The organism is Azospirillum sp. UFLA03-27 (genome assembly GCF_059803775.1).
Map to the genome: position 1 here is coordinate 13,647 of NZ_JAUQTX010000060.1, position 15,082 is coordinate 28,728.

Below are 15,082 nucleotides of genomic sequence, written 5' to 3' on the forward strand. Positions count from 1 at the left end.
GCGCCATGGAGCTGTTCCAAACGATCCTCGACATCCTGGTTTCCGCCGCCTTCTGGACGGCTGTGCTGCGCATCGCCACCCCCTACATCCTCGGCACGCTGGGCGAGCTTCTGTGCGAGCGGGCGGGCGTGCTGAACCTCGGCATCGAGGGCATCATGACGATGGGCGCCATGGCCGGCTGGATGGCCGTCTACCAGGGCGCCGACCTGTGGACCGGCGTGCTGGTGGCGGCACTGTGCGGCGGGCTGATGGGGCTGCTGCACGCCACCCTGACGGTGCCGCTGGGCCTGTCTCAGCATGTGGCGGGCATCGGCGTCACGCTGCTCGGCACCAGCCTGTCCTACTTCGTCTACCGCCTCGTCCTGCCGCAGGCGAGCACCCCGCCGACCATCGAGCCGTTCCAGCCGCTGGACCTGCCCGGCGCGCTGGCGCAGACGCCGATGACCTACATGGCGCTGATCCTCGTCGCCGTGGTCGCCTACGTCCTCTACCGCACGCCGGTCGGGCTGGCGGTGCGCATGGTCGGCGAGAATCCGGCGGCGGCGGAGGCCCAGGGCCTGAGCGTCACCGCGGTGCGCATCGGCGCGGTGGTGGCGGGAAGCGCGCTGATGGCGCTGGCCGGGGCCTTCCTCACCCTGTCGGCCTTCAACGCCTTCTTCTTCAACATGGTCAACGGGCGCGGCTGGATCTGCATCGCGCTGGTCGTCTTCGCCTCCTGGCGGCCCGGCAAGGCGTTGCTGGGCGCGGTGCTGTTCGCCGCCTTCGACGCGCTGCAACTGCGGCTTCAGCAGGTGGCGGGGGGCGTCCTGCCCTACCAGCTGTTCCTGATGATGCCCTACCTGTTGAGCATCCTGGCGCTGGTGCTGGTGGCGCGCCGCGCCTCCTACCCGCGGGCGCTGATGATCCCGTACCGCAAAGGAGAACGCTGATGTTCGATCTGATCCTGCGCCGCGCCACGCTGCCCGACGGCCGCACCGGCATGGACATCGGCGTCCGCGGGGGCCGCATCGCCGCCGTGGAGAAGGACCTGCCCGGTCCGGCCGGGGAGGAGATCGACGCCACGGGCCGGCTGGTCACGCCGCCCTTCGTCGATTCGCACTTCCACATGGACTCCACGCTCAGCTACGGCCTGCCGCGGGTCAACCGCTCCGGCACGCTGCTGGAGGGCATCGCGCTGTGGGGCGAGCTGAAGCCGCAGCTCGTCCAGGACGCCATCGTCGAGCGGGCGCTGGCCTATTGCGACTGGGCGGTGGCGCGCGGCCTGCTGGCGATCCGCAGCCATGTGGACATTTGCGACCCGCGCCTGCTGGCCGTGGAGTCGCTGCTGGAGGTCAAGCGGCGGGTCGCCCCCTACCTCGACCTGCAGCTGGTCGCCTTCCCGCAGGACGGCGTTCTGCGCGCACCCGGCGCGGTGGACCTGCTGAAGCGCGCTCTCGACATGGGTGTCGACGTGGTCGGCGGCATCCCGCATTTCGAGCGGACGATGGCCGACGGTGCGGCCTCCGTGAAACTCCTTTGCGAGATCGCGGCGGAGCGCGGGCTGCTGGTCGACATGCATTGCGACGAATCCGACGACCCGCTGTCCCGCCATGTCGAGACGCTGGCCTACGAGACGCAGCGGCTGGGGATGCAGGGCCGGGTGACCGGCTCGCACCTCACCTCCATGCATTCCATGGACAACTACTATGTCTCCAAGCTGATCCCGCTGATGGTCGAGGCGAACCTCGGCGTCATCGCCAACCCGCTCATCAACATCACGCTCCAGGGCCGCCACGACAGCTACCCCAAGCGCCGCGGCATGACCCGCGTGCCGGAGCTGATGGGCGCCGGCCTGACCGTCGCGCTGGGCCACGACTGCGTGATGGACCCCTGGTACCCGCTCGGCTCCGGCGACATGCTGGAGGTCGCGCACATGGGCCTGCATGTCGGGCAGATGACCGGCTATGACGGGATGCTCGCCTGCTTCCGCGCGGTGACGGAGGCCCCGGCCAAGCTGCTGCACCTCGACGGCTACGGGCTGGAGGTGGGCTGTCACGCCGATCTGGTGGTGCTCCAGGCCGCCGACCCGGTGGAGGCGATCCGCACCCGCGCCACCCGCCTGTTCGTCCTGCGCCGCGGCGCCGTCGTCAGCCGCTGCGCCCCGGTGGAGGCCCAGCTCTCCCTGCCGGGCCGCCCAGAGTCGGTGTCCTTCACCCTGCCCACGGCACAGGCGAGGTAACGTCCCGCAATCCTTCCCTCTCCCACCCGGGGAGAGGGAAGAACCCGCGGATCAAGCCTTGTGGACCCCGGCGATGAAGCGGTCGATTTCGCGGGCCAGTTCCTTGGACTGACCGGCCACCCCGGCGGCGGCGGCGAGGAGTTGGTCGGCGGCGGCGCCCGTATCGCCCGCACCGGCCCGGATCTCGCCCATGCCGCCGCTGACCTCGCGGGCCCCGTCGGCGGCCTGCAGGACGCTTCGGGCGATGTCGCGGGTGGCGGCGGACTGCTGGTCCACCGCCGCCGCGATGCCGGACGCGATGCGGCTGACCTGGGCGATGGTCTGGCTGATGCTGCGCACCGCCTCCACCGCCTCGCCCGTCGCGTCGCGGATGCCCGTGATCTGGCCGACGATGTCCTCGGTCGCGCGGGCGGTCTGGTTGGCCAAGCTCTTGACCTCTCCGGCGACCACCGCGAAGCCCTTTCCGGCCTCGCCCGCACGGGCCGCCTCGATGGTGGCGTTGAGCGCCAGCAGGTTGGTCTGGCCGGCGATGTCGTTGATCAGGCCGACGACGGCGCCGATCCGCTCCGCGCTGTCGGCCAGCACGACGACCGCCGAGTCGGCGCGCTTCACGTCGGCCACCGCCGCCTCGGCGATGCGGGCGGACTCGCCCACCTGCTGCCCGATCTCCTCCACCGAGGCCGACAGCTCCTCGGTCGCGGCGGCGGCGGTCTGCACGTTGTCCGCGGCGGAATGGGCGGAGAGCGTCATCCGCTCCGACCGGCCGTGTGCCTGCTCGGCGATGCCGGTGAGGGCGCGGGCGGTGGATTCGAGCTGCTGCGCGGCCGAGGCCAGCGCCCCGGTCAGGCCGCCCGCCCGCTCCTCGAACCCGCGCTGCAGGTCGAGCAGGGTGGCGGTCCGCGCCTCCCTGGCGCGCCATTCCGCCTCCTGCTGGCGGCCCAGGTCGCGGGCCTGGACCAGCCCCTGCTTGAACACCCCGACCGCACGGGCCATGGCGCCCGCCTCGTCGCTGCGGTCGGCGCCGGGAATGGCGGCGTCCAGATCGCCGGCGGCCAGTCGGTCCATGGTGACGGTCAGCCCGGCGATCGGCCGGGCGATGCCGTCGCCCACCCGCCACGCCACCAGACCGCCGAGCAGGATGCAGCCCACCCCGACCAGGACGGTCAGCAGGGTCAGCCGGTTGGCGTCGGCCATCACGCTGGCCTGCGGCGCGGCGACCAGGAACGACCATGCGCCGTCGGCTCCGGTGAAGCGCACCGGCGACAGGCGCAGGTAATAGGGGGCACCGCCGAGCGTGACGACGCCGTCGTAGGCCCGCCCCTCGGCGATGGCGCGGCGCGCCTCCTCCGGCAGGTCGTCGGCGGGATGGGACAGGCGGCCGGCGTCGGGATGGGCCACATAGACCCCGGCGCCGGTGAGCACCGCCGCGTGGCCGTCGCCGTAGGGCTTCACCCGGCGGACCAGATCGGTCAGTCCGCTCAGCGTCAGGTCGACGCCGGCGACGCCGATCACCCGGTCGCCGTCCTTCACCGGCGCTGCGGCGCTGGTCATCAGCGTCTTGGTCAGATCGTCCAGATAGGGTTCGGTCAGAACCGGCTTCCCGGCCGCGGCGGCGGCCCGGTAATACTCCTTCTCCTTCACATCGGAGAAGGGATAGCCCTCGCTGTCGTCGGCCTTGGGGCCGGGCAGCCACAGCAGGCTCATCCGCCCGGTGCCGGGCAGCCCCAGGATCTCGCCGGCGCGGTCCATCCCGGCGACTTCGCGGTCGCGCCCGTCGAACCCGTCGTCAGCCATGTCCACCCACACCCCGGCGTAGAGCGGGCCGACCGCCATCAGGCGGTTGAGGTAGCGGTTGACCGTCTCGCGGCGCGGAGTGCCGGTGGAGCGCTCCACCTCCACCAGCGCGGCGGCGGAACGGGCGTCGGCCAGGGCGGCGGAGATGTCGGCGGCCACCCGCGCGCCGTGATGGTCGGCGGTTTCGGCCACCAGGGTCGTGACCGCCCGCTCCGCGGCGTCGCGCGACAGGAACAGGGAAACGGAGGTGACCGCCGCCGCTCCCACAGCCAGGACAGCGGTCATGCCGATGATGATCTTGGTTCTGAAACGCCCCTTCATGCCCCTACCCTGTCCGTGCCGCCGCCCCGGATCAGGGGCGGTCGGCCATCTTGGCACAGCGAAAACCGAACGGCCATATCTGCCGGCTACGGATCATCCGCCGGCTCAACGGTGGCGAGCGCCCGCCGCCCCCCCCATCCGCCGCGGACGAGGCGGGTGCCGGTTTTATACCGGAGGCTTCATGGCGGTGCCCCTGGTGCCGGATCGGACCGTGATGCGCGCATCGGGCCGCCCCCTCTCCCATTCTTCGGCATTTGCCGCGAAAGGTCCGAAGGGCGATTAGTTCGCCTAACGCACAAAAGAGCTTGCCAGGCATTTCGCATCTGGTATACGGTATCTCACATCCCATCGCGCTTCGGAAACGAAGTGCAAAACCAACGGCGCGGGCGTGTTTTGAAGAAAACATGACGGTGCCCGAAGGTTTCGGGTCCGGTGTCGGAGCGAATGCTTTCATGAGCGCAACAGTCGATTTCGCACAGCTGGTCATGGCCGCCGGGGACGCGATCGTCGTGTCCGACGCACAGGGCGCCATCACTCTGTGGAATCCGGCGGCCGAGCGGATGTTCGGCTTCGCGGAAGGCGAAGCGCTGGGGCAATCGCTCGACATCATCATCCCGGAACGCCAGCGCCAGCGCCATTGGGACGGCTACGCCAATACCATGCGCACGGGCCAGACGCGCTACGGCAGCGATGTGCTGCGCGTCCCGGCCCTGCACAAGGACGGGCATGCCCTGTCCATAGCCTTCACGGTCGCCCTGCTGACCGCGCCGGACGGCACGGTGACCGGAATCGTCGCCATCATCCGCGACGAGAGCAGCCGCTGGGCCGAGGAGCGCAAGCTCCGCCGACGCCTGTCGGAGTTGGAGTCCGCAAGTCCGTAACCCACAACCCATCCCGCCAGTTTGTCCGTGTTGTCCAGTGCTCAACAACGGCATCGCAATAAGTGAGAGGGAGTAAACGAGCCATGAGCAAGCCGCTCGAAGGAATCAAGATCATCGACTTCACCCACGTTCAGGCCGGCCCCGCCTGCACGCAGCTTCTCGCCTGGTACGGCGCGGACGTCATCAAGGTGGAGCGGCCGGGTTCCGGCGACGTCACCCGCAACCAGCTCCGTGACATTCCCGAAGCGGACGCGCTCTACTTCACGATGCTGAACAGCAACAAGCGCTCGCTGACGCTGGACACCAAGACCCCGGCGGGCAAGGAAATCCTTGAGAAGCTGATCAAGGAGTCCGACGTCCTCGTGGAGAACTTCGGTCCGGGCGCGCTCGACCGCATGGGCTTCACCTGGGAGCGCATCAACGAGCTGAACCCGGGCATGATCGTCGCCTCGGTGAAGGGCTTCAGCGACGGCCACCATTACGAAGACCTGAAGGTCTACGAGAACGTCGCCCAGTGCGCCGGCGGTGCGGCCTCGACCACCGGTTTCTGGGACGGCCCGCCGACCGTCAGCGCCGCCGCCCTCGGTGACAGCAACACCGGCATGCACCTCGCCATCGGCATCCTGACCGCCCTCATGGGCCGTTCGAAGACCGGCAAGGGCCAGAAGGTCGCCGTGTCGATGCAGGACTCGGTCATCAACCTCTGCCGCGTCAAGCTGCGCGACCAGCAGCGCCTCGACCGCGTCGGCTACCTGGAGGAATACCCCCAGTACCCGCACGGCGAGTTCTCCGACGTGGTTCCGCGTGGCGGCAACGCCGGCGGCGGCGGCCAGCCGGGCTGGGTGCTGAAGTGCAAGGGCGCCGAGACCGACCCGAACGCCTACATCTACTTCACCATCCAGGGCCATGCCTGGGCGCCGATTTGTAAGGCTCTCGGCAAGCCGGAGTGGATCGACGATCCGGCCTACAACACCGCCCAGGCGCGTCAGGACAAGATCTTCGACATCTTCGCCTTCATCGAGGGCTGGCTGGCCGACAAGACGAAGTACGAGGCGGTCGACATCCTGCGCAAGTTCGACATCCCGTGCGCCCCGGTGCTGACCATGAAGGAAATCGCCGAGTGCCCGTCGCTCCGCAAGAGCGGCACGATCGTCGAGGTCGACCACAAGGCGCGCGGCAAGTACCTGACCGTCGGCAGCCCGATCAAGTTCTCCGACATGACCGTCGAAGTGACCGGGTCGCCGCTGCTCGGTGAGCACTCCGACGAGGTTCTGGCCAGCCTCGGCTACACCAAGGAGCAGATCGCCGAGTTGCACGCCAACAAGGTTGTCTGATCGTTTCCCGACAGTCTGACGGCACACCTCGCGAAGACGGCGCTCCGAAAGGGGCGCCGTTCTTTTTTTGTGCTGTTCCTTCTCCCCTCCGGGGAGAAGGCCGGGATGAGGGGGCGCCGAAGGCGATCCGCCCTGCCGGGCAATTCTTTTTTCCGTCCTGCCGGGCGTAAATCCCCCTCACCCGGCCCTTCGGGCCGCCCTCTCCCCAGGGGGGCGAGGGGATTCTACCGCAGCCACTCCCTCACTTCGCGGATGCGCTGGTTGCCCTCCGGCGTGCGGGCGTAGGCCTTGCCGTACTGGGTCTCATACTCGCGCACGAAGCCCTGGCGCAGCAGCCCGTCCAGCACCGGGCGGACGATGGCCGGCTTCAGGTTCGCGGCCTTGGTGATCGTCAGGAACGAGGCCGGCAGAGCCGTCACCTCCGGCCCCGGCGTGGCGCGCAGGGTGTTGAGCGAAGTCCAGTCGACGGAGGTTGGTGAAATCATCGGCTACCCTCGATGCGGCGCGCTGTTGACTCTCTCTCGATACGACCTCAACTTCACTTGAGGTCAAGAGGTTCCGAACCCCAGGGGAGGCCCGGCGATGGCGATTCTCGATCCCGCGGACATGGACAAGGACCTTTCCGTGGGCGAGGTCGCGGAACGCTCCGGTGTGGCAGTGTCCACCATCCACTTCTACGAATCAAAGGGGCTGATCGCGAGCTGGCGGAGCAGCGGCAACCAGCGCCGCTTCCCCCGCGACGTGCTCCGGCGCATCGCCGTCATCAAGGTGGCCCAGCGCCTGGGCGTTCCCCTGGCCACCATCGCGCAGGCGCTGAAGACCCTGCCGGACGGCCGCACCCCCACCGCAGAGGACTGGAAACGCTTGTCCGCGGCCTGGAAAGCGGACCTGGACGAGCGCATCGCCGTGCTCACCAAGCTGCGCGACGGGCTGGAGGGGTGCATCGGCTGCGGCTGCCTGTCGCTCGGCGAATGCCCGCTGCGCAACCCCTGGGACGAGCTGTCGGAGGACGGTCCCGGACCGCGCCTGCTCGATCCGCGGTGACATCCGCGCTGTTTTGCCGCACTGCAGCATGGCCTCCCCGTCCGGCGCCGTCCCGGCAATAAAAAGGCCGTGCTGTTTCCAGCACGGCCAGTATCCGAGAGGCTCGCATATAATGCGGAGCAACAACCCGCCCGATACAAAGGGTGATGAACCCTGTGTAAGAAGAATGATGCCCGAGTCTTCGCCGGGACGCAACAAGGAATCTCAAGCTTCCACATTGCGGAAACAAAGTGTTTTTCCAAAAAAAAGACCGCGCCGTTGCGGGCGCGGTCAGTTTCTTCAGGGCAGCACTACGTGACAGGAAGGAAAACCGGGGTAACAGCCGCCCCAACCCAATCCGAAGGATTTGCGGATCGGGGCGGATCGCGCCTCCCGGCCGGCGCGAATTCGAATTCCGTAAGGGTGTTCCGGATCAGGCCCAGGGATCAGGCCCAGGGATCAGGTCGGGAAACGCCCGCCGATCTCGGCGGTCACCGCCGCGGCGGTGCGCTTGACCATCTCACCGAAGGCCACGACGCGGGCGTCGTCCAGGCGCCGGTTGGTGCTCGACAGCGACAGGGCACCGATGACGCGGGCCTGCTCGTCATAGATCGCCGCGGCGACACAGTGCAGGCCGCTGACCCGCTCCTCCTGGTCCACGGCGTAGCCGCGGTCGCGCGTCAGGATCAGCTCCCGGTGCAGCGCCGGGATCGACGACACGGTGGTCCGGGTGAACTGGCGCATGCCGCGCTGGGTCACGATGCTCTGCACCCGCGTGTCGGGCATGCCGGCGAGCAGCGCCTTGCCGACGGCGGAACAGTGCAGCAGCGTGCGGTCGGTGACGGGAAGCGCCGCCTGGGCGACGCGCGGGCCGCCGACCCGGTGCAGATAAATGGCCTCGCCGTTCTCCTCAACGGCCAGATTGACGACCTCGCTGGTCTCCTCCATCAGCCGGCGCATCCGCGGGCGGGCGACGTCGAGCAGGCTGCGCGTCTTCAGGAAGCCGGTGCCGGTCATGTAGGCCTGCACCCCGACCGCCCAGCCGCGCTTGCCCTGGTCGAAGCGCACGTAACGCTCCTCCTGCAGGGTGGTCAGCAGACGGTGCGCCGTGGAGGGCGAGAGATGCGCCGCTTCGGCCACCGCGGTCAGGCTCATCGGGCTGTCCGACTGGCCGAGGATGGTCATGATGCTCAGTGCCCGCGACAGCGACTGCACGAGATTGCCCTTCGCCGCACGGTCCACGGTTTCCGCGCGGCCTTCGGCCCGCAGGGCCGGGGGTGCCATCATCAGCGCTTGCGTCTTCATCGTCCCATCCCTCTCGAAATCGTCCGGCGCTGTTGCATCGCGCCGTTGTCGTCCTCGGGTGTGGCGGCCCCCGGTTCTCCCTTGCGGGGAGCGGGGGCCGCCGGTTGGCTATGCCGCCGGCTCGATGCGGGCCGCGGCGAACTTGAACTCGGGAATCTTCCCGTAGGGGTCCAGCTTCGGGTTGGTCAGCACGTTGGCCGCCGCCTCGGCGTAGCAGAAGGGCACGAATACCAGCCCGGACGGGACGTTGTAGTCCGACCGCGCCTTCAGCTCGATGGTGCCGCGCCGGGTGGTGACCTTCATGCGGTCGCCGCCCTTGGCACCCATCCGCCGCAGGTCCGCCGGGCTCATGTAGGCCACCGCCTCCGGCTCCAGATCGTCCAGAACCTGGGCGCGCCGGGTCATCGAACCGGTGTGCCAATGCTCAAGCTGGCGCCCGGTGGTCAGCACCATCGGGAACTCCGCGTCCGGCTCCTCCGCCGGCGGGATCACGTCGGCGGGGACCAGACGCCCGCGGCCGGTGGCCGTGGGGAAGCCGTCGCCGAACACGATCTCCTGGCCCGGATCGTCCGCGGACAGGCTGGGGTAGGTCACCGAGCGCTCGCGCTCCAGCCGCTCCCAGGTGATGTTGTCGAGCGACGGCATCGCCCCCTTCATCTCCCGGAACACGTCGCGCGGGTGCTCGTAATTCCAGTCCAGACCCAGGCCGCGGGCCATGGCGTTGACGATCCACAGATCCTGCCGGGCCTCGCCGGGCGGCGGCAGGGCCTGGCGGCCGAGCTGGACCTGGCGGTTGGTGTTGGTCACCGTCCCGGTCTTCTCCGGCCAGGCCGAGGCGGGCAGCACCACGTCGGCGTATTTGGCCGTCTCGGTCAGGAACAGGTCCTGCACCACCAGATGGTCGAGCTTGGCGAGCGCGTCGCGGGCGTGCTCCACGTCCGGATCGGACATGGCCGGGTTCTCGCCCATCACGTACATGCCGTTCAGCGAGCCGGCGTGGATCGCGTCCATGATCTCCACGACGGTCAGGCCGCGCTTGGAGTCCAGCTTGGTGTCCCAGAAATCCTCGTAGAAGGCGTGGACCTCGGGATCGTCCACCGGACGGTAATCCGGGAACATCATCGGGATCAGGCCAGCGTCGGAGGCGCCCTGGACGTTGTTCTGGCCGCGCAGCGGGTGCAGGCCGGTGCCGGGGCGCCCGATCTGGCCGGTGACCAGCGACAGGGCGATCAGGCAGCGCACGTTGTCGGTGCCGTGGGTGTGCTGCGACACGCCCATGCCCCAGAAGATGATCGAGCCCTTGGAGGTGGCGTAGAGGCGCGCGACCTCGCGGAGCTGCTCCGCCGGGATGCCGCAGACCGGTTCCATGGCCTCCGGGGTGAAGCTGGCGATATGGGCGCGCAGCTCCTCGAAGTCCTGGGTGTGCTCCGCCACATACCGCTCGTCGTACAGCCCCTCGCTGATGATGACGTTCAGCATGGCGTTCAGCATCGGCACGTCGCGGCCCGGCTTGAACTGCAGCATGTGGCTGGCGTGGCGCTTCAGCACCTGACCGCGCGGGTCCATGATGACCAGCTTGGCGCCGCGCTTGGCAGCGTTCTTGAAGAAGGTCGCGGCGACCGGGTGGTTCTCCGTCGGGTTGGAGCCGATGACGACGATCACCTCGGCGTCCTTGGCCGCCATGAATGGGGCCGTCACCGCGCCCGACCCGATGCCCTCGATCAGCGCCGCCACCGAGGAGGCGTGGCACAGGCGGGTGCAATGGTCGACGTTGTTGGTGCCGAAGCCGACGCGCACCAGCTTCTGGAACAGATAGGCTTCCTCGTTGGAGCCCTTGGCCGAGCCGAAGCCGGCGAGCGCCGAGCCGCCCCGCTCGTCGCGGATCTTGCGCAGGCCGGCGGTGGCGACCTCAAGGGCCTCCTCCCAGCTCGCCTCGCGGAAGTGGGTCAGCGGGTTGAGCGGGTCGATGTCCACGTCGTGCTTGGACACGCCCTCCTTGCGGATCAGCGGCTTGGTCAGGCGGTGCGGGTGGTGGATGTAGTCGAAGCCGAAGCGGCCCTTCACGCACAACCGGTTCTTGTTGGCCGGGCCGTCGCCGCCCGTCACCGACAGCAGCTTCTCGTCCTTGATGTTGTAGGTGAGCTGGCAGCCGACGCCGCAATAGGGGCAGACGCTGTCCACCTTGCGGTCCGGGGCGGCGGCGAAGACGCCGCTGTTCAGGTCCACCTGGGTCTTCGGCATCAGCGCGCCGGTCGGGCAGGCCTGGACGCACTCGCCGCAGGCGACGCAGGTGCTGTCACCCATCGGGTCGGCGAAGTCGAAGACGATCGTCTCCTTGTGGCCGCGCAGCGCCATGCCGATCACGTCGTTGACCTGGACCTCGCGGCAGGCGCGGACGCACAGGTTGCACTGGATGCAGGCGTCGAGCTGCACCGCCATGGCCGGGTGGCTGAAGTCGGGCTTCGGCGCGCATTCCCGGCTGGGGAAGCGGCTGTCCGAAACCTCCAGGCGGTCGGCCCAGCGCCAGAACTTGCTGTCGGGGTCGTGCGCTTCCTCCCGCTTCGGCTGGTCGGCGACCAGCATCTCGATGACCATCTTGCGGGCGAACTTGGCGTTCTCGCTGGCCGAGCGGACGCGCATGCCCGGCGTCGGGTGGCGCACGCAGGAGGCCGACATGGCGCGCTCGCCGTCGATCTCGACCATGCAGGCCCGGCAGTTGCCGTCCGCGCGGTAGCCCGGCTCGTCGGCGTAGCAGAGATGCGGGATCTCGGTGCCCAGGCGGTTGGCGACCTGCCAGATCGTCTCGCCGGCGTGGGCTTCGACGAGTTCGTCGTCGAGGTGGAACAGGATGCGGTCGCTCATATCACCGGACCTCCCCGCGCAGATCGTCGCGGAAGTGCTTCAGCGCACTCTTGAGTGGGTTCATCGCGGCCTGACCCAGGCCGCAGATCGACGCCGTGCCCATCAGCCGGGCGAGTTCCGTCAGAAGCGGCTCGTCCCACACCGGCTGCTTGATGAGCGCCACCGCCTTCTCCGTTCCGACGCGGCAGGGCGTGCACTGGCCGCAGCTTTCGTCCTCGAAGAAGTCCAGCAGGTTGCGCACGACCTTGCGCATGTCGTCCTTGTCCGACAGCACGACCACCGCGGCGGAGCCGATGAAGCAGCCGTGCTGCTCCAGCGTGCCGAAGTCCAGCGGGATGTCGTCCATGCTGGCGGGCAGGATGCCGCCCGACGCGCCGCCGGGCAGATAGCCCTTCAGCGTGTGGCCGTCGGCCATGCCGCCGCAATACTCGTCGATCAGCTCGCGGATGGTGACGCCGGCGGGGGCCAGCTTCACGCCCGGGTCCTTCACGTGACCGGAGACGGAGTAGCTGCGCAGGCCCTTGCGGCCGTTGCGCCCGTGGCTGCCCCACCAGTCGGCGCCCTTCTCGAGGATGTCCCTGATCCAGAACAGCGTCTCGACGTTGTTGATCAGGGTCGGGCGGCCGAACAGGCCGACGACCGACGGGAAGGGCGGCTTGTGCCGCGGCAGGCCGCGCTTGCCCTCGATGCTCTCCAGCATCGCGGACTCCTCGCCGCAGATGTAGGCCCCGGCGCCGCGCCGCAGATGGATGCGGGTGTGCCCGGCGAGGCCGGCCTTCTCCACGGCGGCGATCTCGTGCTCCAGCACCTCGCGGATGTGCGGGTACTCGTCGCGCAGGTAGATGTAGACGTCGGTCGCCTCGACCACCCAGGCGCCGATCAGCATCCCTTCCAGGAAGCGGTGCGGATCGTTCTCCAGATAGAAGCGGTCCTTGAAGGTGCCCGGCTCGCCCTCGTCCCCGTTCACCGCCATCAGGCGGGGGCCGGGCTCATGGCGGACGAAGCGCCACTTGCGGCCGGTCGGGAAGCCGGCGCCGCCGAGGCCGCGCAGGTTGGCGCCTTCCAGCTTGCCGAGGATGTCGTCCACCGGGACGTTGCCGGCGAGACAGTCGGCGAGCAGGCGGTAGCCGCCCTCCGCCTTGTACTGCTCCAGGCTGACATAGGTGGGGAGCTGCGGGTGCGTCTCGCCGTTCTTCACGGCGGTGACCACGCTCTCGACCGTGGCGTTCTCGTGCAGGGCATGGCCGATGGCCACCGCCGGGGCGTTGTGGCAGGCGCCCATGCAGGGCGCGCGCACCACCCGGACGTCCGGCCCCATGTCGGCGGCCTTCAGCTCGTCGAGCAGCTTTTCGCCGCCGGCCATGCAGCAGGACAGGCTGTCGCAGACCCGGACGGTCACGGGCGGAGGGGCTTCCTCCCCGTCCATCACGATGTCGAAGTGGGCGTAGAAGGACGCCACCTCGTACACCTCCACCAGGGCCAGCCGCATCTCGTGGGCGAGCGCCGCAAGATGGCGGGCGTGCAGCCCGTGATAGGTGTCCTGCAACAGGTGCAGATGCTCGATCAGCAGGTCCCGCTGCCGGGACCGGTCACCGAGAAGGTCCTGCACCTCCGCCAGGGCCGCCGGATCGACCTGCCGGCCCTTCGGCTGGGGCCGGGTGTTCCGGCGCCCCGAACCGGGATGGATGGCGCGCCTTTTGTTGTCGTCTTTGGCGACGATGGCCGTGTCCATGTCCGCCCTCCCCTCTCGTCTCAGGCTGATTCTTAGTAACGCTGGGATGTCGTACAGTCGTTTGGAACCGCCCCCCGATTTTTCCGGGGGGCTTAATTTTTTATAATTTAGGAAGGCGTTACTGCTTAGGACCCTTGCGGACGGCGCTGGTGGGGTTGAGGCTGCCGATGTTGCCGCTCTCCGACCCGGCGTTGGGGTCGATCACCGCGTTGATCAGCGTCGGCCGGCCGCTGTCCATCGCCGCGCTGACCGCGCGGTACAGCTCGTCCGGCGTCGTCACGTTGACGCCCGCGCCGCCGAAGGCCTCCATCATCTTGTCGTAGCGCGAGTCCGGAACGAAGACCATCGGCGATGGGTCCGACCCGCCCGTCGGGTTCACGTCCGTCCCCTTGTAGATGCCGTTGTTGTTGAACACCACGATGCACACCGGCAGGTTGTAGCGGCAGATCGTCTCCACCTCCATGCCCGAGAAGCCGAACGCGCTGTCGCCTTCCACCGCCAGCACCGGCTTGCCCGACTCCACCGCCGCGGCCACCGCGAAGCCCATCCCGATGCCCATCACGCCCCAGGTCCCGACGTCCAGGCGCTTGCGCGGCTGGTGCATGTCGATGATCCCGCGCGCCAGGTCCAGCGTGTTCGCCCCCTCGTTCACCAGCAGGGCGTCCGGCCGCTCCTGCACCACCCGGCGCAGCGCGCCGAGCGCGCCGTGGAAGTTCATCGGCGAGGCGTTGCTCATCAGCTTGGGCGCCATCTTGGCGATGTTCGCCTCCTTGCGCGCCGACACAGCCCCCGTCCACTCCGCCGGCGGCGGCGTCCAGCCCTTGGCCATCCCGGCGGTCAGGGCCGACACGCACGACCCGATGTCGCCGACCAGCGGGGCCACGATCGCCACGTTGCTGTCCATCTCGCGCGGCTCGATGTCGATCTGGATGAAGGTCTTCGACCCTGGCTCGCCCCAGGTCTTGCCCTTGCCGTGCGACAGCAGCCAGTTCAGGCGCGCCCCCACCAGGACCACCACGTCGGCGTCCTTCAGCACCATCGAGCGCGCCGCCCCCGCCGACTGCGGGTGGGTGTCGGGCAGCAGGCCTTTGGCCATGCTCATCGGCAGGAACGGAATGCCGCTCTTCTCGACCAGCTCACGCACCGCCTCGTCGGCCTGGGCGTAGGCGGCGCCCTTGCCGAGGATGATCAGCGGCCGCTTGGCGCCCTTCAGCACCTCCAGAGCACGCGAGACCGAGTCCGGCGAGGGCAGCTGCGCCGGGGCGGCGTCGACCACCTTGACCAGCGAGCGGGCGCCCTCGGCGGCGTCCATGACCTGCGAGAACAGCTTGGCCGGCAGGTCGAGGTAGACGCCGCCCGGACGGCCCGACACCGCGGCGCGGATGGCCCGGGCCACGGCGATGCCGATGTCCTGGGCGTGCAGCACGCGGAAGGCCGCCTTGCACAGCGGCTTGGCGATGGCCAGCTGGTCCATCTCCTCGTAGTCGCCCTGCTGGAGATCGACGATCTCGCGCTCCGACGAGCCGGAGATCAGAATCATCGGGAAGCAGTTGGTGGTGGCGTTGGCCAGCGCGGTCAGGCCGTTGAGGAAGCCCGGCGCCGAGACGGTCAT

General features: G+C 69.0%; 11 protein-coding genes. 5 read left to right on the top strand and 6 right to left on the bottom strand.

The window, feature by feature from the left end; all coding sequences use genetic code 11:
* Positions 1-5: 5 nt before the first annotated feature.
* Positions 6-929, top strand: a complete 924-nt coding sequence (locus Q4I23_RS11740; protein ID WP_145708446.1) for an ABC transporter permease — start codon at positions 6-8, stop codon at positions 927-929.
* The gene (locus Q4I23_RS11745) at positions 929-2,218 is read left to right on the top strand and encodes an amidohydrolase family protein (RefSeq protein ID WP_498526365.1); all 1,290 of its coding nucleotides are present in this window, start codon (positions 929-931) and stop codon (positions 2,216-2,218) included. The genes Q4I23_RS11740 and Q4I23_RS11745 overlap by 1 nt, the downstream gene beginning before the upstream one ends.
* A 51-nt stretch (positions 2,219-2,269) precedes the next feature.
* Here Q4I23_RS11745 and Q4I23_RS11750 read toward each other — a convergent pair whose 3' ends face one another.
* Positions 2,270-4,333, bottom strand: coding sequence for a methyl-accepting chemotaxis protein (locus Q4I23_RS11750; protein WP_498526366.1), 2,064 nt, complete (start codon positions 4,331-4,333; stop codon positions 2,270-2,272).
* A 452-nt stretch (positions 4,334-4,785) separates the two neighbouring features.
* Between Q4I23_RS11750 and Q4I23_RS11755 the strand changes: the two genes are divergently transcribed.
* Together Q4I23_RS11755 and frc are read left to right on the top strand one after the other, a co-directional pair.
* Complete coding sequence (locus Q4I23_RS11755) at positions 4,786-5,214, top strand: PAS domain-containing protein (RefSeq protein ID WP_174439798.1); 429 nt, start codon at positions 4,786-4,788, stop codon at positions 5,212-5,214.
* Positions 5,215-5,297: 83 nt separating this feature from the next.
* Positions 5,298-6,548 (top strand): formyl-CoA transferase, encoded by a 1,251-nt coding sequence (gene frc, locus Q4I23_RS11760; protein ID WP_145678107.1) that lies wholly within the window; start codon positions 5,298-5,300, stop codon positions 6,546-6,548.
* A 224-nt stretch (positions 6,549-6,772) separates the two neighbouring features.
* Here frc and Q4I23_RS11765 read toward each other — a convergent pair whose 3' ends face one another.
* Complete coding sequence (locus tag Q4I23_RS11765) at positions 6,773-7,033, bottom strand: hypothetical protein (protein WP_014200106.1); 261 nt, start codon at positions 7,031-7,033, stop codon at positions 6,773-6,775.
* Positions 7,034-7,130: 97 nt separating this feature from the next.
* On the opposite strand from Q4I23_RS11765, the gene soxR reads away from it, so the two are divergent.
* Complete coding sequence (gene soxR / locus Q4I23_RS11770; RefSeq protein WP_014200107.1) at positions 7,131-7,592, top strand: redox-sensitive transcriptional activator SoxR; 462 nt, start codon at positions 7,131-7,133, stop codon at positions 7,590-7,592.
* Between the two features lie 438 nt (positions 7,593-8,030).
* On the opposite strand, the gene Q4I23_RS11775 is transcribed toward soxR, so the two are convergent.
* From Q4I23_RS11775 to oxc, 4 genes are all read right to left on the bottom strand, one after another.
* Entirely contained in the window at positions 8,031-8,876 is an 846-nt protein-coding gene (locus Q4I23_RS11775; RefSeq protein ID WP_454020692.1) for an IclR family transcriptional regulator, read from the bottom strand.
* 108 nt (positions 8,877-8,984) lie between these two features.
* On the bottom strand, positions 8,985-11,738 hold the full coding sequence (gene fdhF / locus Q4I23_RS11780) for a formate dehydrogenase subunit alpha (RefSeq protein WP_174443849.1): 2,754 nt from the start codon (positions 11,736-11,738) through the stop codon (positions 8,985-8,987).
* A 1-nt stretch (position 11,739) separates the two neighbouring features.
* A complete protein-coding gene (locus Q4I23_RS11785; RefSeq protein ID WP_498526367.1) occupies positions 11,740-13,470 on the bottom strand; it encodes an NAD(P)H-dependent oxidoreductase subunit E in 1,731 nt (576 codons plus the stop codon).
* 118 nt (positions 13,471-13,588) lie between these two features.
* Positions 13,589-15,082, bottom strand: a 1,494-nt coding sequence (gene oxc, locus Q4I23_RS11790; RefSeq protein WP_498526368.1) for an oxalyl-CoA decarboxylase, incomplete at its 5' end; no start/stop codon positions are given.